Origin of the sequence: Achromobacter sp. Marseille-Q4954, assembly GCF_943737025.1 — a bacterium.
Taxonomy (GTDB): domain Bacteria; phylum Pseudomonadota; class Gammaproteobacteria; order Burkholderiales; family Burkholderiaceae_B; genus Achromobacter; species Achromobacter bronchisepticus_A.
On sequence record NZ_CALSFQ010000001.1, the window covers coordinates 228,916 to 246,161 of the forward strand.

General features: G+C 66.5%; 16 protein-coding genes. 5 read left to right on the forward strand and 11 right to left on the reverse strand.

The annotated features are described in order from the left end of the window. Positions 1 to 22 precede the first annotated feature (22 nt). The 4 genes from NGK62_RS01000 to NGK62_RS01015 all read right to left on the reverse strand — a co-directional run bounded on the left by NGK62_RS01000 (position 23) and on the right by NGK62_RS01015 (position 4,416). A complete protein-coding gene (locus tag NGK62_RS01000) occupies positions 23 to 964 on the reverse strand; it encodes an ABC transporter permease (protein ID WP_059380446.1) in 942 nt (313 codons plus the stop codon). After that, the gene (locus NGK62_RS01005) at positions 954 to 1,946 is read right to left on the reverse strand and encodes an ABC transporter permease (RefSeq protein WP_054451141.1); all 993 of its coding nucleotides are present in this window, start codon (positions 1,944 to 1,946) and stop codon (positions 954 to 956) included. The genes NGK62_RS01000 and NGK62_RS01005 overlap by 11 nt, the downstream gene beginning before the upstream one ends. A gap of 62 nt (positions 1,947 to 2,008) precedes the next feature. Beyond that, positions 2,009 to 3,586, reverse strand: coding sequence for an ABC transporter substrate-binding protein (locus tag NGK62_RS01010; protein ID WP_118932229.1), 1,578 nt, complete (start codon positions 3,584 to 3,586; stop codon positions 2,009 to 2,011). A gap of 74 nt (positions 3,587 to 3,660) precedes the next feature. Continuing rightward, the gene (locus NGK62_RS01015; protein ID WP_251877125.1) at positions 3,661 to 4,416 is read right to left on the reverse strand and encodes an aspartate/glutamate racemase family protein; all 756 of its coding nucleotides are present in this window, start codon (positions 4,414 to 4,416) and stop codon (positions 3,661 to 3,663) included. Between the two features lie 249 nt (positions 4,417 to 4,665). On the opposite strand from NGK62_RS01015, the gene NGK62_RS01020 reads away from it, so the two are divergent. Beyond that, on the forward strand, positions 4,666 to 5,385 hold the full coding sequence (locus tag NGK62_RS01020; RefSeq protein ID WP_059380449.1) for a GntR family transcriptional regulator: 720 nt from the start codon (positions 4,666 to 4,668) through the stop codon (positions 5,383 to 5,385). Between the two features lie 61 nt (positions 5,386 to 5,446). Here the strand turns inward: NGK62_RS01020 and NGK62_RS01025 are convergent, their stop codons facing one another. Further along, positions 5,447 to 5,737: a DUF3579 domain-containing protein gene (locus NGK62_RS01025; protein ID WP_013392635.1), complete on the reverse strand. Its 291-nt coding sequence runs from the start codon at positions 5,735 to 5,737 to the stop codon at positions 5,447 to 5,449. Between the two features lie 219 nt (positions 5,738 to 5,956). On the opposite strand from NGK62_RS01025, the gene NGK62_RS01030 reads away from it, so the two are divergent. Beyond that, positions 5,957 to 7,138, forward strand: coding sequence for an aspartate aminotransferase family protein (locus NGK62_RS01030; RefSeq protein WP_251877127.1), 1,182 nt, complete (start codon positions 5,957 to 5,959; stop codon positions 7,136 to 7,138). Positions 7,139 to 7,196: 58 nt separating this feature from the next. Then, positions 7,197 to 8,138, forward strand: a complete 942-nt coding sequence (argF, locus tag NGK62_RS01035) for an ornithine carbamoyltransferase (RefSeq protein ID WP_059380465.1) — start codon at positions 7,197 to 7,199, stop codon at positions 8,136 to 8,138. Between the two features lie 103 nt (positions 8,139 to 8,241). Here argF and NGK62_RS01040 read toward each other — a convergent pair whose 3' ends face one another. The 4 genes from NGK62_RS01040 to NGK62_RS01055 form a co-directional block, all read right to left on the reverse strand. Continuing rightward, positions 8,242 to 8,805: a DUF4286 family protein gene (locus NGK62_RS01040; protein ID WP_118932227.1), complete on the reverse strand. Its 564-nt coding sequence runs from the start codon at positions 8,803 to 8,805 to the stop codon at positions 8,242 to 8,244. Positions 8,806 to 8,816: 11 nt separating this feature from the next. Beyond that, on the reverse strand, positions 8,817 to 9,347 hold the full coding sequence (locus NGK62_RS01045; RefSeq protein ID WP_251877129.1) for a carboxymuconolactone decarboxylase family protein: 531 nt from the start codon (positions 9,345 to 9,347) through the stop codon (positions 8,817 to 8,819). A gap of 2 nt (positions 9,348 to 9,349) precedes the next feature. Beyond that, positions 9,350 to 10,315 carry a Bug family tripartite tricarboxylate transporter substrate binding protein gene (locus NGK62_RS01050; RefSeq protein WP_251877131.1) on the reverse strand — a complete coding sequence of 322 codons (966 nt, stop codon included), beginning with the start codon at positions 10,313 to 10,315 and terminating at the stop codon, positions 9,350 to 9,352. Positions 10,316 to 10,385: 70 nt separating this feature from the next. After that, positions 10,386 to 11,252: an amidohydrolase family protein gene (locus NGK62_RS01055; protein WP_251877133.1), complete on the reverse strand. Its 867-nt coding sequence runs from the start codon at positions 11,250 to 11,252 to the stop codon at positions 10,386 to 10,388. A gap of 97 nt (positions 11,253 to 11,349) precedes the next feature. On the opposite strand from NGK62_RS01055, the gene NGK62_RS01060 reads away from it, so the two are divergent. Both NGK62_RS01060 and argG read left to right on the forward strand, forming a co-directional pair. Continuing rightward, positions 11,350 to 12,276 (forward strand): LysR substrate-binding domain-containing protein, encoded by a 927-nt coding sequence (locus NGK62_RS01060; protein ID WP_251877135.1) that lies wholly within the window; start codon positions 11,350 to 11,352, stop codon positions 12,274 to 12,276. Between the two features lie 82 nt (positions 12,277 to 12,358). Then, positions 12,359 to 13,699, forward strand: a complete 1,341-nt coding sequence (argG, locus tag NGK62_RS01065; RefSeq protein ID WP_013392627.1) for an argininosuccinate synthase — start codon at positions 12,359 to 12,361, stop codon at positions 13,697 to 13,699. A gap of 470 nt (positions 13,700 to 14,169) precedes the next feature. On the opposite strand, the gene NGK62_RS01070 is transcribed toward argG, so the two are convergent. Then, positions 14,170 to 16,098 (reverse strand): potassium transporter Kup, encoded by a 1,929-nt coding sequence (locus NGK62_RS01070; protein ID WP_118932223.1) that lies wholly within the window; start codon positions 16,096 to 16,098, stop codon positions 14,170 to 14,172. Next, a complete protein-coding gene (locus NGK62_RS01075) occupies positions 16,095 to 17,210 on the reverse strand; it encodes a sensor histidine kinase (protein ID WP_223283347.1) in 1,116 nt (371 codons plus the stop codon). The genes NGK62_RS01070 and NGK62_RS01075 overlap by 4 nt, the downstream gene beginning before the upstream one ends. Between the last annotated feature and the right edge of the window lie 36 nt (positions 17,211 to 17,246).

Genomic DNA, 17,246 nt, shown 5'->3' on the forward strand with positions numbered 1-17,246 from the left:
TTCTACTCTTGTCGGTTTGCGTTCAGCGCAGGCGGGGGTTCAGGGCGTCGCGCAGCCAGTCGCCCAGCAGGTTCACCACCAGCACGATCAGGCTCAGGTACAGCGCGGGAAACACCACCACCCACCACTGCCCCGAAAACAGGAACTGGTTGCCCAGGCGGATCAGCGTGCCCAGCGACGGTTCGGTGGGCGGCATGCCCACGCCCAGGAAGCTGAGCGTGGCCTCGATCAGGATCGCCAGGCCCAGGTTCAGGGTGGCCGTCACCATGACCGGCGTCAGCGTGTTGGGCAGGATGTGGGTCAGCATGATGCGCAGCGAACTCACGCGGATCAGGCGCGCCGCCTGCACGTACTCCTTGCCGCGCTCCACCAGGGCCGAAGCCCGCACCGTGCGGGCGTACTGCACCCAGTTGGTCATGGAGATGGCCAGGATCAGGATCACGGCCGACAGGGTTTCGCGCATGCCGGGCGGCAACAGCTGGCGGAACACCGCCGTCACCAGGATCGCGACCAGGATCGTCGGGATGCTCAGCAACGTATCGCCCAGGCGCATCAGCGCGTTGTCGACCCAGCCGCCGAAATAGCCCGCCGCCAGCCCCACCAGCAGGCCAATGGCCAGCGACAGCACCACCGTGGCCAGCCCGATCACCAGCGACATGCGCGAGCCGTACAGGATGGCGGACCAGACGTCGCGGCCCTGCGTGTCCGTGCCCAACAGGAACTGCGGATCCGAGCCTGCCTCCCAGACGGGCGGCAGCTCCGCGTTCAACAGGTCCAGCTGCGCCAGGTCGTACGGGTTCTGCGGCGCGATCCAGGGCGCGAATACGGCCAGCAGCACCACCGCCAGCAGCACGATGCCCGCGCCCATGGCTACGTAGTCCTGCCTCAGGTTCCACCAGAGGTCGCTGCGCAGGAAGCGGGCAAGCCGGCCCTGCCCCGTTGCGGAAAATGGCTTAGTGAGCATTGGCGCCTCCCTTGACGTGCTGGCTGCGCAGGCGCGGGTCGACCACGCCGTACATCATGTCCACCAGCGTGTTCAGCGCCACGAAGATGAAGGACACGATCACCAGATAAGCGGCCATGACGGGGATGTCCACGAACATGACCGATTGGATGAACAGCAGCCCCATGCCGGGCCACTGGAAGACCGTTTCAGTAATCAGCGCGAAGGCAATCAGGTTGCCGATCTGCATACCGGTCACGGTAATGACCGGCATCAGGCAGTTGCGCAGGGCCAGCCGGAAATGCACGATGCGATCCGGCAGGCCGCGCGCGCGGGCGAACTTGATGAACTCGGTGCGCAGCGTCTCCAGCATTTCGGCCCGCACCAGGCGCATGATGAGCGTGATCTGGAACAGCGCCAGCGTGATGGACGGCAGCACCAGCGCGGCGCGGCCCGAGGGCGTGAGCAGGCCGGTGGTCCACCAGCCGATCTTCACCGTGTCGCCGCGCCCGAAGCCCGGCAGCCAGCCCAGCTGCACCGAAAAGATCAGGATCAGCATGATCCCGACCACGAAGCTGGGCAGCGATATGCCCAGGATGGACACGAACTGCAGCGCCTGCGCCAGGCGCGACTTGCGGTAGATGGCGGTCAGCACGCCCAGCGGCACGCCGATGACCAGCGACAGCAGCGTCGCCATCAGCACCAGTTCAAACGTGGCCGGAAAACGTTCGGCCACCAGCGCGAACACGTCCTGCTGGTTGCGGTAGGAAATGCCGAACTCGCCCTGCGCCGCGTTGGTCACGAAGTGCACGAACTGCATGCCCACCGACGCGTTCAGCCCCAGGCGTTCGCGCAGTTCATCGCGCTGCGTTTGCGAGGCCTGCTCGTTGAGCATCATGTCGACGGGGTCGCCGACGAACCGGAAAATCACGAAGGCCATCAGCGCCACCGCCAGCATGACGCCGACCGCGTTGAAGACCCGTCTCACTATGAATGCCAGCATGTGCGGCTCCCCTTCAGACCCTAGTCATACGCAGGACCGCCGGCAGGCGGCGGTCCGCGGCGTCACTGCATGCGTACGGTCCACAGGCGCGCCTTGTTGTCCGGCATCTGCAGCACCTCGCCCACGTTCTTGCCCACGGCCCAGGCCATCGGCTGCTGATGCAGCGGCAGGAAGCGCACGTCGTCATGCAGCGTCTGCAGCACGTCGGCCATCATCTGCACCCGCTTGGGACGGTCCATTTCAGCCGCGGCGGCGTCGATCCTGGCGTCCAGCGCCGGATCGCCCCATTGGCCCCAGTTGAAGACCCCAGCCGGGCCGCTGCGGCTGTGCATCACCTGCAGCAGGATGGACAGCGCGTCGATCTGCGGCTCGTTGGCCCAGCCGTGGATGGTGATGTCGAACTCGCCGCGCGAACGCTTGGGGTTCTGCAGCGAACGCGGACCGCTGGCCAGCGAGGCCTTCACGCCAATGCGCGCCCACATGGAGGCGGCGGCCTGGCAGATTTCCTCCTCGTTGACGAACATGTCGTTCGAGCAGAGCAGCGACACCGTGAAGCCATCCGGATAGCCTGCCTCGGCCAACAGCTTCTTGGCGCGCGCGGCGTCGAACGGCAGGCGCTCTTCCTGCTTGGTCTCGTAGCCCGGGATGGACGGCGCCACCAGCGCGCCCGTGGTGCGCGACAGGCCGCGCATCACGCGCTTCTGGATCAGCTCCGGCGACAGCGCCATGTACAGCGCCTGGCGCACCTTCAGATCCTTCAGCGGATTCTTGTCGGTGATATTGGAGCCGACCAGCTTGTCGCCCAGGTTGAAACCGAAATAGAGCGTGCGCAGCTCGGTCGAGGCCAGCACCTTGACGTTGGACGCCGCGCGCAGCCGGTCCAGGTCCTGCAGCGGCGCGTTCTCGGTGAAATTGATATCGCCCGACAGCAACGCCGCCACCCGCGTGGGCGCGGAAGCGATGGGCGTGAATTCGATGCGGTCCAGGTTGTGGCGCGGCTTGTCCCACCAGCCGGGGTTGACCACCAGCACGGTGCGCGTATCCGGACGGTACGACTCCACCTTGAAGGGGCCGGTGCCGTTGGCGTTATGCGTGGCATAGCCTTCGATCTTCTTGGCGGCGTCCGTCGGCTTCAGGCTGTTGTTGTCCACCAGCCACTGGCGGTTGAAGATGAAGATGTTGGTCAGGTCGTTGAGCATCAACGGATACGGATGCGTCATTTCGATGTCGACCGTGTAGTCATCGACCTTGCGCACCGCCTTGAAGGCCGGCAGATTGCCCTTCAGGGGAGAAGCTTCGTCCGAGACCCGCGTCATCGACGCCACCACGTCGTCCGCCGAGAACGGCGCGCCATTGTGGAACTTCACCCCTTTGCGCAAATGAAAGCGCAGCACCGTGGGCGACGGCGTCTCCCAGGACTCCGCCAGCGCGGGCGTGATGTTGAACTTGTCGTCATAGCGGATCAGCGCTTCGTACACATGGTTCAGGAACGCCAGGTTGAAGGTGCTGCCGTAGGAATACGGATCCAGCGAATCCAGGTCCCGGGCCGCGCCCCACTTCAGCGTGTTGGCGGCGTTGGCCCCCGTGATGGCCGACAGCGCGATCACGGCGCCCGCGGTCCACTTGAGCAAAGTCTTCATGGCTGCAACTCTCCCTTGTGTATCGGTCTGAACTCGCCGGGGTCGAGCCCGGCGCGGTGGGTAAGACGAAATGGCTAGGAATGCGCGCCCGGGCGGACGAGCGACAGCCGCTGCGCGCGCTCCAGGGACGCCAGCGCCAGCACCTGGGCCAGGGCGGCGCGGTAGGAATCGATGATGGGCACGGCCGGCAGGCGCGGCAGGCTGGGCAGGTAGCCGGCCAGCGCCGCGCCCGCCACGATCACCACGTCCGCGCCCTGCGCCACCGCGGCGTCCAGCGCCCGGCTGACCTGCAAGGCCGACTCGGCCGAACGCGACACGTAGTCCAGGGCATTGCCCGGCAGGGCCAGGATGCCGGCGCAGCGGGACTCCAGTCCCAGCTGCCGGATCTGCTCGCGCAGCATGCCGGGCCAGCGCTGTCCCACCGTCACGATGGCGTAGCGGTCGCCGCGCTGCAGGGCGCTCAGGATGGAGGCCTCTGCCATGCCCACCACGGGTACGTCCAGGCGTTCGCGCACGGCGCCGATGCCGGGTTCGCCAAAGCAGGCCAGCAGGCAGGCGTCGAATCCGCCGTCCGGCCCCTCGCCCGCCGCCCGCTCCACGATGTCCAGCACGGCGTGGGCGGCAACAGCCGCCTCCGCGCGGCTGGCGATGTAGGCGGGGCCGAACCCGGCGGTAACCGCATGGATGCGGACCCTGTCCCCGTAAAAGGCCTCGGCCTGGCTGGCCAGGCTGGCCGTCAGCTCGGAGGTGGTGTTGCCGTTGACCACCAGCAGGCGGTAAGGCGAGGAAAGGGACAGCTCGGGTGCGACGGCCTGGGGTACAGCGGACATGGATCAGCCTTTGTGAACTTGTATACAAACAAGATGATCATTAAAGAACGATCACTCTTGTTTTGTATAAACATTTGTATACGATTTATGTAGCCAATGTACTCCGCAGAATCTCGGCGGCAAGCTATCGCTAACCCTTAGGCCCGGGTGTAGTATGCTTCCCAGCACAGAGAAAAACGCGCGCCGGCAGCGCCTGCCGGACCATTCCAACACCCTGAAAAGCGCGCAGGCATAGGAGCCAACAAGAAGATGAAGTCCCTCGCGCCGCCGGCCGACGAGCCCGCCAAGAAAGACATCAGTCGCAACGAAATCGTATACAAAAATTTGCGCAGAGCCATCATCGAGCAGGCCCTGCTGCCCGGCGACAAGCTGCCCGAGGACATCATCGGCGAGCGTTTTGGCGTCAGCCGGACCATCGTCCGCAGCGTGCTGACACGCTTGTTCAGCGAAGGGCTGGTGGATTTGCGGCCGAACCGGGGCGCCGCGGTGGCCCGCCCCAGCCTGGAAGAGGCGCACGACATCTTCGAGGCGCGCCGCTGCCTGGAGCGCGACGTCACGCGCCGGCTGCTGCAGCACATCACCGAAGCCGGACTGACCAGGCTGGAACAGCACGTGGCGCAGGAAGAGGAAGCCCGCAAGCGCAACAGCACCAACGAATCCATCCGGCTGTCAGGCGAATTCCATATCCTGATGGCGGAGCTGTCGGGCAATGCGGTGTATGCGCGCTACGTGAACGAGATCGTGTCGCGCTGCTCGCTGATCCTGGCCCTCTATGGCCGGCCGCATTCGAGCGAATGCGCCGTCAGTGAACACATGGAGATCGTGGCGGGCCTGCGCGCGCGCGACGAGAAGCACGTGCTGCACCTGCTGGAGCATCATCTGGAATCGGTGACCGCGCGCGCGCTGCTGACCGCGGACGGCCAGGGCGTGCGCGATATCCGCAAGATCCTGGACCGCTACGGCACGTAGGGACGCACGAAGCCCCCCAACGAAAAAGCGCCCGGTGAGGGCGCTTTTTTGGTTGGAGAGCCTAGATTTCGCGCTCTTCCGTCTTGAGGTTGTTGTCGCGAGCGAAATCCACCACGAACTTGTACGCCAGCGGTTCCAGATCGCGCAAACGCAGATCGACCACGATCCCGCGCACGCCGTCGATCACGACGGGCAGCACATAGGGCGAATAGGTGAGGTGGTTACCGGCACAGCCGGCGGGCCGGAATTGTGCCATTACGCCGGCGAGCCGTTCCGCCCAATCGCTGGGGCGAAAGCGGCTACCGCTTTCGGTAACGCCATGAATTACGAATTGTCTGACGCGAGTTGCCATGAGTTCTTCACTACAGCGCGCCCTTCACGAAAGCCGGATCTTCGGCGTGATCAAACATGCGCCCTGCGCCGCGAATTGTATATGATTGATCCTTTGCCCTCTTTCAAAAAGCGATTCGCCTGGGAAAACGAGCTGTCCGGACTGCCAACCCCGGCGGCATCCCACGGGAACTCCGGCTGAGTCCCGGCGCAATCCGCTTCATCCACAGGAGGATCCTCGATGACTTCGCCTCTGGCCAATATCTACGCCCGGCTGCCGGTATCGTTCACGCACGGCCAGGGCGTCTGGCTGTGGGACGCCGAAGGCCGCAAGTACCTGGACGCGCTGGCCGGCATCGGGGTGTCCTGCCTGGGCCACGCCCATCCGAAACTGGTGGCCGCCATCAGCGAGCAGGCCGCCCGCGTCATCCATACCTCGAACATCTACGAAGTGCCGCAGCAGACCGCGCTGGCCGCTCGCCTGACGCAGCTGTCCGGCATGCGGGAAGTCGCGTTCAACAACAGCGGCTCCGAGGCCAACGAAGCCGCGATCAAGCTGGCGCGCTACTACGCCTACCAGCGCGGCAACAAGCACGCCCACATCATCACCATGGATTCGTCCTGGCATGGCCGCACGCTGGCCACGCTGGCGGCCACGGGCAGCGAAAAGGCGCGCAAGGGCTTCGAGCCCCTGCCCTCGGGCTTCATCCAGGTGCCTTACAACAGCGTGGACGCGGTGCGCGCCGCCGGCGACGCCGAGCCGCGCGTGGCTGCGGTGCTGCTGGAAGCGCTGCAGGGCGAAGGCGGCATCCGCCCCTCCGACATCGCCTATCTGCAGGAAGTGCGGCGGCTGTGCACCGAGCGCGGCTGGCTGCTCATGATCGACGAAGTCCAGTCCGGCATCGGCCGCACCGGCAAGTGGTTCGCCCACCAGTGGGCCGACATCGTGCCCGACGTCATGACCCTGGCCAAGGGCCTGGCGGGCGGCGTGCCCATCGGCGCCATGCTGGCCGCCGGCCCCGCCGCGGGCGTGTTAACCCCCGGCAGCCACGGCACCACGTTCGGCGGCGGCCCGCTGGTCTGTGCGGCCGGGCTGGCCGTGCTGGATGCGCTGGAATCCGAGAACCTGCTCGCCAATGCCCACGACGTGGGCAATCACCTGAAAACCGCCCTGGCCGATGCGCTGACCGGCGTCGCGGGCGTCACCGACATCCGCGGCCGCGGCCTGATGCTGGGCATCGAGCTGGCCCGCCCCTGCGGCGTGCTGGCCCTGCGCGCCATGCAGGCCGGCCTGCTTATCAACGTCACGCGCGACCGCGTGATCCGCATGTTGCCGCCGCTGATCCTCAACCGCGACGAAGCCGACCGCATCGTCGCCATCCTGGTTCCGCTCATCCAGGAATTCCTGGCCGAAACACCATAAAATCAACGTCCCGCCCGGGCCATGAGCCTGGCCGGGCCCCATGACCTGCGACATCACCATGACACCTCCCACGACTCAAAACGGCCCGCTGCGGCACTTCCTGCAGTTCAAGGACTTCTCGTCCGCCGAGATCGCCTACGTGCTGGACCGCGCGCGCCTGATCAAGGACAAGTTCAAACGCTACGAACCCCACATGCCGCTGCATGACCGCACGCTGGCGATGGTGTTCGAAAAGGCCAGCACGCGCACCCGAGTGTCGTTCGAGGCCGGCATGTACCAGATGGGCGGTTCGGTCATCAACCTGACCTCCAACGATTCGCAGCTGGGCCGCTCCGAGCCCATCGAAGACACCGCGCGCGTCATCTCGCGCATGGTCGACATCGTCATGATCCGCACGTTCGAGCAAACCCGCATCGAGCGCTTCGCCTCGCACTCGCGCGTGCCGGTGATCAACGGCCTGACCAACGAATTCCACCCCTGCCAGATCCTGGCGGACATCTTCACCTACATCGAGCACCGCGGCCCCATCGCCGGCAAGACGGTGGCCTGGGTGGGCGATGCCAACAACATGGCCTACACCTGGCTGCAAGCCGCGGAAATGCTGGGTTTCACGCTGCACGTGTCGACCCCGGCCGGCTACGAACTCGAAGCCTCGCGCATCGGCACGCCACCGGCCACGGTGCTGCGCCAATTCAAGGACCCCATGGAAGCCTGCAAGGGCGCGCACCTGGTCACCACCGACGTCTGGACCAGCATGGGCTATGAAGCCGAAAACGAAGAGCGCCGCGCCGCTTTCGCCGACTGGTGCGTGGACGCCGAAATGATGGCCGCCGCCGATTCCCAGGCCGTGTTCATGCACTGCCTGCCCGCCCACCGCGGCGAGGAAGTCACCGGCGAAGTCATCGACGGACCGCAAAGCGTGGTCTGGGACGAAGCCGAAAACCGCCTGCACGTGCAGAAGGCGCTGATGGAGTTCCTGCTGCTGGGCCAGATCAAGTAAGACCACCCCCATATGGAAAAGCCTGCGCATCTCGCGATGCGCAGGCTTTTTTCATGGGCACGACACACCCGAATTCAAATCCGATGCGGCGGACGCCGCGCAATTACAGAATCCGTTTGAACATGGTCCGGCGCGTATTGCGGAAGGATGGCCGCACGCGGCTGCTCCAGTCGCTGGCGCGCACGGCCAGCCAGGGCGGGCTGCCGAAGGTTTCGCGCGTGTGCAGGTCATAGCAGGCCAGATAGCGCGGCGACTCGTCGCGGCATTCATAGCGCATGGCGCGCACCGTGCCAGGCACCGAGGCCAGGCCCGGCAGATGCTCCTGGTCGTACCAGGCGTTCAGGTCGGCTTCCGCCTCGGGCAACACGTCGGTCTCGACGATGTAATGCCACGGCGCGTCCTGCCCCGCCGAGGCGCCCGCCAGGTCCAGCGTCTGATGCAGCACGCGGCTGCGCGCGCCCGGGAAGCTCTCGGCCAGGCGGGCCTGCGCTTCCGGCAAGACCGCCGCCGATCCGCGCAGATAGACGTAGGTTTCGTCCTCTTCCAGGGCGGCATAAGCGGCGGCGCGCAAGCCTGCCAATCCTTGGGTCAGGGTCTGTTCAAGTTCACGTGCGCGCGGCGTGTCGAAGCGCTCGCCCAGCGATACCAGCAATACGGTTTCCTGCACTCCAGTCTCCTTCAATGTCCGACGCGCAAGGCCACCAGGAAGCGCGACACCATGTTGTACGCGCCCACGGTCGCCGCCAGTTCCACCAGCTGCGTATCATCGTAGCGCGCGCGCAGCGGCGCGAACACGGCGTCCGGCACCTCGATGTCGCGCGTCATCGCGTCCGTCAGCGCCAGCACTTCGGCCTCGCCGGCTTCCAGGCCCTGCAGCGCCGACGGCGCCGGACCGCCGCGCAATGCGTCCACCAGCGCCTGCGGCATGCCAGCGGCCAGCGCGTGCGGCACATGCGCCTCGAACTCGTACGGCGCATTGTTCAAGGTCGCCACGCGCAGGATGATCAGTTCGCGCAGGCGCGGCGGCACCGCCGTGTTCAGGCGGATCGCGGTCAGCATGGCCTCCCAGCCCTGGACCACGGCCGGGCTGTTCAGCAACACCTGGTACAGCGGCGAGATGCGCCCCCGCGCAGCCGATATCCGCGCCTCGATCGCGGCCAGTTCCGGGCGGCTGCCCGGCGTCACCAGCCCTACTCTGCATGCGTTCATCTTCACTCCGGACGGATGTTCTTGCGCTGGATCAGCGAGGTCCACTTCTCGCGGTCCGATGCGATCAGGGCAGCCAGTTCCTGCGGGCTGCCGGGCGCGGCCTGCGCCCCGAACTTCTCCAGCCGGGCGCGCACGCTCTCCGTGTTCAGCGCGGCGCGCACGGCCTGGTTGAGCTTGTCGATCGTGGCAGGCGGCGTGGCAGGCGGCGTGGCGGCCGGCGCCACGATGCCGTACCAATTGTTGGACTCCACGCCGGCGATGCCCTGCTCGGCCAGGGTCTTGACCTCGGGCAGCAGCGGATGGCGGGTAGGCGCGGCGATGCCCAGGGGCTTCAGCTTGCCGCCCTGGATATGGCCGATCAGGCCCGGCACGTCGCCGAAGAAACCCGACACCTGGTTGCCCATCACGTCATTGATGACCGGCGCCGCGCCCTTGTAAGGCACGTGCATCACGTTCGCCTTGCTGGAATCGGCGAACATTTCCAGAGTCAGGTGGGGAATGCTGCCGATGCCCGACGAGCCGATCGCCACCGACTGCGAGGCAGCCTGGGACTTCTTGACGAAGTCAGCCGCGTCGGCCGCCGGATTGGACGGATTGACCACGAACACCGTGGCGTTGTTGACCACCTTGGACACCGGCGCGAAATCGCGCACGGGGTCATACGGCAAGTCCTTGTACAGCGCCGGGCTGATCGCGACCGCGCCCACGCTGGTCAGGAACAGCACCGAGCCGTCAGCGGGCGCCTTGGCAACGTAGGCTGCGGCGATGTTGCCGTTGGCGCCGGCCTTGTTCTCCACGATGACCTGCTGCTTGAGCTCCTTGCCCAATTGCTCGGCCAAGACCCGGCCGACCAGATCCACCGGCCCGCCAGGCGGAAAGGCGATGATGAGGCGCACCGGCCCATCGGCATGGGCGGATCCCAGGGCGGCCAGGCTCAGCAGGCCGGCGGACAGTATTTTCTTGAACATGGTGTCTCCTGATTGAATGGAATTTTCTTGTCGTTCGCACGCCGCCAGACGGCGGCGGCGTTTGCCGCGCCTACTCGAATCCGTACAGCCGCGCCGGGTTGTCCACCAGGATGCGCTGGCGCAGGGCCGCATCGGGGCAAGCTTCGAAAAACAGGTCGACCAGCTCGCCGTCATCCGGCATGTCGCCCGCCACGTTCGGATGCGGCCAGTCCGTGCCCCACAGGCAGCGGTCGGGCAGGGCCTCGGCCAGCGCGCGCACGAACGGCAGGCCCTCGGCGTACGGCCGCTTGCCCGACGCGATGCGGTCGATGCCCGACACCTTGACCCAGGCCTGCGGCACCTGCGCCAGGCCCAGCAGCGCCCGCATCGCCGGCGACGCCAAGCCATCGCTCGCCTTCAGCCGTCCCATGTGGTCGACCACGAAGGGCAGCGGCAGCGCGGCCAGGCGCGGCAGCAGCTCCGGCAGCATCGCGCCGTCCAGGTGCAGGCACAGATGCCAGCCCAGCGGCGCGATCAGCGCCACGACGCGGTCAAAGACCGCCGGATCGGGCGCGCCGCCCAGATGCGGCACGAAGTTGAAACGGGCGGCGCGCACGCCGCCCTCATGCAGTTGCTTCACGCCGGCCTCGGTCGCGTCCGCTCCCAGCAGAGCGACGCCGCGATAGCGGCCGCCGCTTTGGGCCAGCGCATCCAGCAGGGCGCGATGATCCGAGCCATGGCAATTGGCCTGCACCACCACCGCGCGCTCCACGCCCAGGCGGTTGTGCAGCGCCGCCATGGCCTGGTAAGGCGCATCCGGCGGCGTGTACGAGCGGCCCTCGGCGTACGGAAACACGTCGGCCGGCCCGAACACGTGGCAATGCGCATCGCAGGCGCCCGGCGGCAAGGCATGGCGGGGACGGGACGGCGCGGCTAGCGGAGGACGGCAATCGGGCACGGGCGGGTTCCTGCGTTGAAAACGCCATGGTCCCGGATTGCCCGCCGCCCAACAATGCTATATCTTTGATTTCAGATATAGATTTTCCAAATATCCGATGGACCTCAAGCAGATCGAATACTTCCTGCGCGTGGCGGAGCGGCGCAGCTTCTCGCGCGCGGCCGAAATGCTGGACGTGGCGCAGCCCACGCTCAGCCGCCAGGTCCGCCTGCTGGAACTGGAGCTTGGCCAGCATCTGCTCTACCGCAACGGGCGCGGCGCCGAACCCACCGAAGCCGGGTTGCGCTTCCTGGAGCACGCCCGCGCCCTGCTGACCCTGGCCGAACGCGCCAAGGAAGACCTGCAAAGCCTGCGCGAGACGCCCACCGGCAAGGTCGTGGTGGGCCTGCCGCCCCGCATCGCGCGTGTACTCACGCCGCCGCTGGTCCAGGCCTTCCGCCGCAGTTTCCCCGAGGCCTCCATCGCCGTGGCCGAGGGCCTCAGCGCCCAGGTGCGCGAATGGCTGCTGGCCGGCCGCGTCGACCTGGCCCTGCTCTACGATCCCGCGCCCTCGCCCCAGTTGGCCTACGAATCGCTGTTCCGCGAAGACCTGGTGCTGGTGGCCGCGGCCGGCCAGCTGCCCGCCCTGCCCCCGCGCATCGCCGTGGCGCAACTGGGCGACTACCCGCTGGTGGTGCCCAGCCTGCCCAACGCCATCCGCACCCTGGTCGAAAGCGTGTGCCGCGCCCAGGGCGTGCGCCTGACCATCGCCGTCGAGGTGGACGCGGTCCAGACCATCGTCGAACTGGCCGCCCAGGGCGACGCCTACGCCATCCTGCCGCGCTCGGCCGCGCGCGGCCCCGCCGCCGAGCATGAGCTGTCGCTGTGCGACATCGTCGACCCGACCATCACCAACAACCTGGTGCTGGCCAGCGCCCGCCACCGCCCGGCCACCCGCCTGGCCGCCGCCACCGCGCTCCTGATCCGCCGGCTGGAGCTGCCGGCCCTGTTCGCCCCGGCGGCCCGGCCGCGGCAAAAGAGTTAAAATAGCGTCCGTTTCTCTTGTTTGGCGGCTAGCAGCTGTCAAAGTCTGCTGTCCAAGTCCTGTTGGCGTCTCACTTCAAACAATGACCACTATCCTCCCGAACCTTCCCACCGGCCAGAAGGTCGGCATCGCCTTCTCCGGCGGCCTCGACACCAGCGCAGCGCTCCTCTGGATGCGCAACAACGGCGCCATCCCCTACGCCTACACCGCGAACCTGGGCCAGCCCGACGAGTCCGACTACGACGAGATCCCGCGCAAGGCCATGGCCTACGGCGCTGAAAAGGCCCGCCTGATCGACTGCCGCGCGCAGATGGTGGCCGAAGGCATCGCCGCCCTGCAATCGGGCGCGTTCCACATCTCGACCGCCGGCATCACCTACTTCAACACCACCCCCATCGGCCGCGCAGTGACCGGCACGATGCTGGTGGCCGCCATGAAGGAAGACGACGTCAACATCTGGGGCGACGGCAGCACCTTCAAGGGCAACGACATCGAGCGCTTCTACCGCTACGGCCTGCTGACCAACCCGGACCTGAAGATCTACAAGCCCTGGCTGGACCAGCGCTTCATCGACGAGCTCGGCGGCCGTTCGGAAATGTCCGAGTACATGCGCCAGGCCGGCTTCGACTACAAGATGTCGGCTGAAAAGGCCTACTCCACCGACTCCAACCTGCTGGGCGCCACCCACGAAGCCAAGGACCTGGAGCACCTGAACTCCGGCATCCGCATCGTCAAGCCCATCATGGGCGTCGCCTTCTGGCGCGACGACGTCGCCGTCAAGGCCGAGGAAGTCACCGTCCGCTTCGAGGAAGGCCATCCGGTCGCCCTGAACGGCGTGGAATACAGTGACCCGGTCGAGCTGATGCTCGAAGCCAACCGCATCGGCGGCCGCCACGGCCTGGGCATGAGCGACCAGATCGAAAACCGCATCATCGAAGCCAAGAGCCGCGGCATCTACGAAGCCCCGGGCCTGGCCCTGCTGTTCATCGCCTACGAGCGCCTGGTCACCGGCATCCACAACGAAGACACCATCGAGCAGTACCGCGAAAGCGGCCGCAAGCTCGGCCGCCTGCTGTACCAGGGCCGCTGGTTCGACCCGCAAGCCATCATGCTGCGCGAAGCCGCCCAACGCTGGGTCGCCCGCGCCGTCACCGGCGAAGTCACCATCGAACTGCGCCGCGGCAACGACTACTCGCTGCTGAACACCGAATCGCCCAACCTGACCTACGCCCCCGAGCGCCTGTCCATGGAAAAGGTCGAAAACGCCCCGTTCACGCCCGCAGACCGCATCGGCCAGCTCACCATGCGCAACCTCGACATCGTCGACACCCGCGGCAAGCTCTTCACCTACGTGAAGACCGGCCTGCTCGCCTCCTCCGGCAGCTCGCTGCCGCAGCTGAGCGACGAAGGCAAGAAGAAGTAATTCTTCAACGCCAAAAACCAAAAAGCCCTTCGGCATGCCGAAGGGCTTTTTGTTTGGAGCGCATGAATCGGGCGCCAACGTCAAAGAGGCGCGTCACCACCGCCGCGCAGCGCCATCATCAATCGCAAGACACCGCGTAAGCCCCCAAAGGCCGCCCGCGCGGCCGGCCGGGGGCGGGCTCCGCAAGATCCACCGCCACACTTCACTTTGGGCAAGAACCCCAAGCACGCCGCACTCCCCAGCAACGAGGCACATTCAAGCGATGCAGCCTGTGGCGACGGGGGCCTGGGGCGCGCGGGGCGTCGATAAGCCCGAGGGAATCGGAAGGAGTCGCCGGAGGCGAGGACGACGATGACGACGGGGAAGCCCGGAGCGAAGGCTCCGGGCCGCAATCGTTGCCCCGCGCGCTCCAGGCCCCCGTCGCCACAGGCGTCATAAGAACTCATCACCCGGCGCAAGAACCCCAGAGCCTAAAGCTCCACCTGCATCCCCATCTCCACCACCCGATTAGCCGGAATCTTGAAGAACTTCGTACTCCGCGTAGAGTTCCGCGCCATGAACGAAAACACCGCCCGCCGCCAGCGCCACAACGCCGGCTTCTTCGCCGCCACCACGGTCTGCCGCGACAGGAAGTAGGAAGTCCGCATCGGTTCCAGGTCGATCTCCGGATACGCCTCGGCCACCAGCCGCAGCGCCTCCGGCACGTCCGGATCTTCCTTGAAGCCGTAATTGATCGTCGCCTGCCAGCTCGACGCCGACAGCTTGGTCACGGAGAAGCGCTCCTCGGGCGAGACATAGGGCACGTCCGCCACCAGAATCGTCAGGAACAGCACATGGTCGTGCAGCACCTTGTTGTGCTTCAGGTTATGCAGCAGCGCCGGCGGCACATTGCCCGAGTTCATCGTCATGAAAATGGCGGTGCCCGGCACCCGCGACGGCGGATACTCTTCGAGCTGCGCCATGAATTCCTTGAGCGGCTGGCGGTCCCGCTGCTGCATCTCCGACAGCAGCCGGCGGCCGCGACGCCACGTCATCATCAGCGTGAACACCACGATCGCCACCAGCAGCGGCAACCAGCCGCCCTCGTGGATCTTGAACACGTTGGCCGAGAACAGCAGCACATCGAACAGCAGCAACAGGCCCAGCGCCACCAGCCACAGCACGCGCTTGATGCCGGTCGAACCGCGCGGCAGCACCGCGAACGCCAGCACCGACGTCGTCAACATCGTTCCCGTGACCGCGAACCCGTAAGCGGCAGCCAGGTTGTCCGAATTGCGGAACAGCAGCACCAGGACCAGCACCGCGCACAACAGCAGCGCATTGACCTGCGGCAGATAGATCTGGCCCTTCTCGATGGCCGAGGTGTGCAGGATCTGCATGCGCGGCCAGAAACCCAGCTGCACCGCCTGGCGCGTGACCGAGTAGGCGCCGGAAATCACCGCCTGCGACGCCACGATGGTCGCAATGGTGGCCAGCGCCACCAGCGGGGCCAGCCCCCATTCCGGCGCCATCATGAAGAACGGATTACGGATCGCGGTCGGATCGCGCAACAGCAGCGCGCCCTGGCCGAAATAGCACAGCGTCAGGGCCGGCAGCACCATGCTGAACCAGGCGCGGCGGATCGCCGGACGGCCGAAGTGGCCCATGTCGGCATACAACGCTTCGGCGCCAGTCAGGGCCAGCACCACCGCCCCCAGCAGCACGAAACTGATCCACGGAAACTCGACGATGAAACGCAGGCCCCACATCGGATTCAAGGCCCGCAGCACTTCCGGCGTCTGCCAGATCTGCCAGCCGCCCAGCGCGGCCAGCGTGCCGAACCACAACAGCATCACCGGACCGAACAGCTTGCCCATGGCCCCCGTGCCGTGCGACTGGATCGCAAACAGCGCGATCAGCACCACCAGCGACAGCGGCACGACCCAGGCGTCCAGCTGATGCGACACGATGCCTATCCCCTCCAGCGCCGACAGCACTGAAATGGCCGGCGTGATCATGCTATCGCCATAGAACAGCGCCGCGCCGAAAATGCCCAGCACGATCAGCACCCAGCGCAGCTTGCCTTCCCGCCCGCGCACCGCCAGCTCCAGCAAGGCCAGCGTGCCGCCCTCTCCACGGTTGTCGGCGCGCAGCACCAGCGTCACATACTTGAACGACACCACCACCATCAGCATCCAGAACAGGATGGACAGCACGCCCAGCAGGTGGGCAGGCTCCAGGTCGGTGTGCACGCTCAGGCCCGTCAGACAGGCGCGCAGGGTATACAGGGGGCTGGTGCCGATGTCGCCGTACACCACGCCCAGCGCCCCCATGATGAGGGCGGCCCGCGACGATGGCGCGTGCCCGCCGAGTGCCTGCCCGTTGGACGATGAAGGAACGCTGACCGAACCTTGGCTCATGATGTAGGTTCTTGACGAGTAAGTTGGGCCCCCTTGCGAGGGCCGGGAAACACGACGGACAGCCGTGTTCCTGAAAAGTCCGGACGGCTGGTGAGCTTCCACCAGGCGCCGTGCGCGTGCGCGATTTCACGCACGATGGCCAGCCCCAGGCCCGACCCGCCCGCGGTCGCGGTGGGAGAACGGTAGAAGGCCTCGAACACGCGTTCGCGCTCATCGGGGGAAATCCCCGGCCCATCGTCCTCCACGGTCAGCGAAGGCGGATTGGCGCCGACGATCAGCGTGATGCGGCCGGTCTTGTTGCCGTAGCGCAGCGCGTTGTCGATGAGGTTGCCCAGCAGTTCGGCCAGCAGCAAGGGGTCGGCGTCGATCCAGATGGGCGCGTCCGGCGCCACCAGATCCAGCTCGTAGTGCGCCTCGCGCACCCGCGGAAACCATTCGGCGCCGTTCGCCCGCACCCATTCGCAGAGGTCGATGCGCACGAAGCTGTCCTGCGGCCGGGCGTTGGGATCGGCCCGCGCCAGGACCAGCAGCTGCTGCCCCAGACGGATCATGCGGTCGCTCACTGCCTTGATGCGCTCGGCCCGCGCGCGCACGTCGTCGGGCAAGGGGCGCGCCAGCATCAGCTCCGACTCCAGGCGCAGGCCCGACAAGGGCGTGCGCAGCTGGTGCGCGGCATGGCCGATAAAGCGGCGCTGCGCCGCCAGCGAGGCATCCAGGCGCAGCAGCAAATCATTGGTGTGCGTGACCAAGGGCTCGATTTCGACCGGCACGCCTGCCACTTCCAGCGGCTGCATGTCGTCGATGGAGCGTTGCCGGATCTCTTCGGACAGATGATTGACCGAGCGCAGCCCCGAACGCACGCCCTGCACCACCACCCACGTGAACAGCGCGATCAGCGCGACCTGCCCCACCACCATCAGCCAGAAGAAATCTTCCAGCATCCAGAGCGACATGTCGATCTTGTGCGTGATGACCCAGGTGGCCGCCAAGTCCAAGAGGACCAGCAGCAGGATCGGCGGCATCAGGCGAATGACCAGATGCCGCGCCAGCGAACGGGAGGGAAGCAAGGGACGGGAAACCGGAGTAGCGGTAGGAGTGCGTTCCTGCATCATGACGCAATGCCCTCGCCTAGGCGTATGGATGCGCGC

Bases quoted from the DNA above. Each gene is read 5' to 3' on its own strand.
- NGK62_RS01020 (WP_059380449.1), top strand. From the start codon at position 4,666: ATGAAGTCCCTCGCGCCGCCGGCCGACGAGCCCGCCAAGAAAGACATC.
- NGK62_RS01075 (WP_223283347.1), bottom strand. From the start codon at position 17,210: ATGATGCAGGAACGCACTCCTACCGCTACTCCGGTTTCCCGTCCCTTG.
- NGK62_RS01025 (WP_013392635.1), bottom strand. From the start codon at position 5,737: ATGGCAACTCGCGTCAGACAATTCGTAATTCATGGCGTTACCGAAAGC.
- argG (WP_013392627.1), top strand. From the start codon at position 12,359: ATGACCACTATCCTCCCGAACCTTCCCACCGGCCAGAAGGTCGGCATC.
- NGK62_RS01010 (WP_118932229.1), bottom strand. From the start codon at position 3,586: ATGAAGACTTTGCTCAAGTGGACCGCGGGCGCCGTGATCGCGCTGTCG.
- NGK62_RS01000 (WP_059380446.1), bottom strand. From the start codon at position 964: ATGCTCACTAAGCCATTTTCCGCAACGGGGCAGGGCCGGCTTGCCCGC.
- NGK62_RS01015 (WP_251877125.1), bottom strand. From the start codon at position 4,416: ATGTCCGCTGTACCCCAGGCCGTCGCACCCGAGCTGTCCCTTTCCTCG.
- NGK62_RS01070 (WP_118932223.1), bottom strand. From the start codon at position 16,098: ATGAGCCAAGGTTCGGTCAGCGTTCCTTCATCGTCCAACGGGCAGGCA.
- NGK62_RS01030 (WP_251877127.1), top strand. From the start codon at position 5,957: ATGACTTCGCCTCTGGCCAATATCTACGCCCGGCTGCCGGTATCGTTC.
- NGK62_RS01060 (WP_251877135.1), top strand. From the start codon at position 11,350: ATGGACCTCAAGCAGATCGAATACTTCCTGCGCGTGGCGGAGCGGCGC.
- argF (WP_059380465.1), top strand. From the start codon at position 7,197: ATGACACCTCCCACGACTCAAAACGGCCCGCTGCGGCACTTCCTGCAG.
- NGK62_RS01050 (WP_251877131.1), bottom strand. From the start codon at position 10,315: ATGTTCAAGAAAATACTGTCCGCCGGCCTGCTGAGCCTGGCCGCCCTG.
- NGK62_RS01005 (WP_054451141.1), bottom strand. From the start codon at position 1,946: ATGCTGGCATTCATAGTGAGACGGGTCTTCAACGCGGTCGGCGTCATG.
- NGK62_RS01045 (WP_251877129.1), bottom strand. From the start codon at position 9,347: ATGAACGCATGCAGAGTAGGGCTGGTGACGCCGGGCAGCCGCCCGGAA.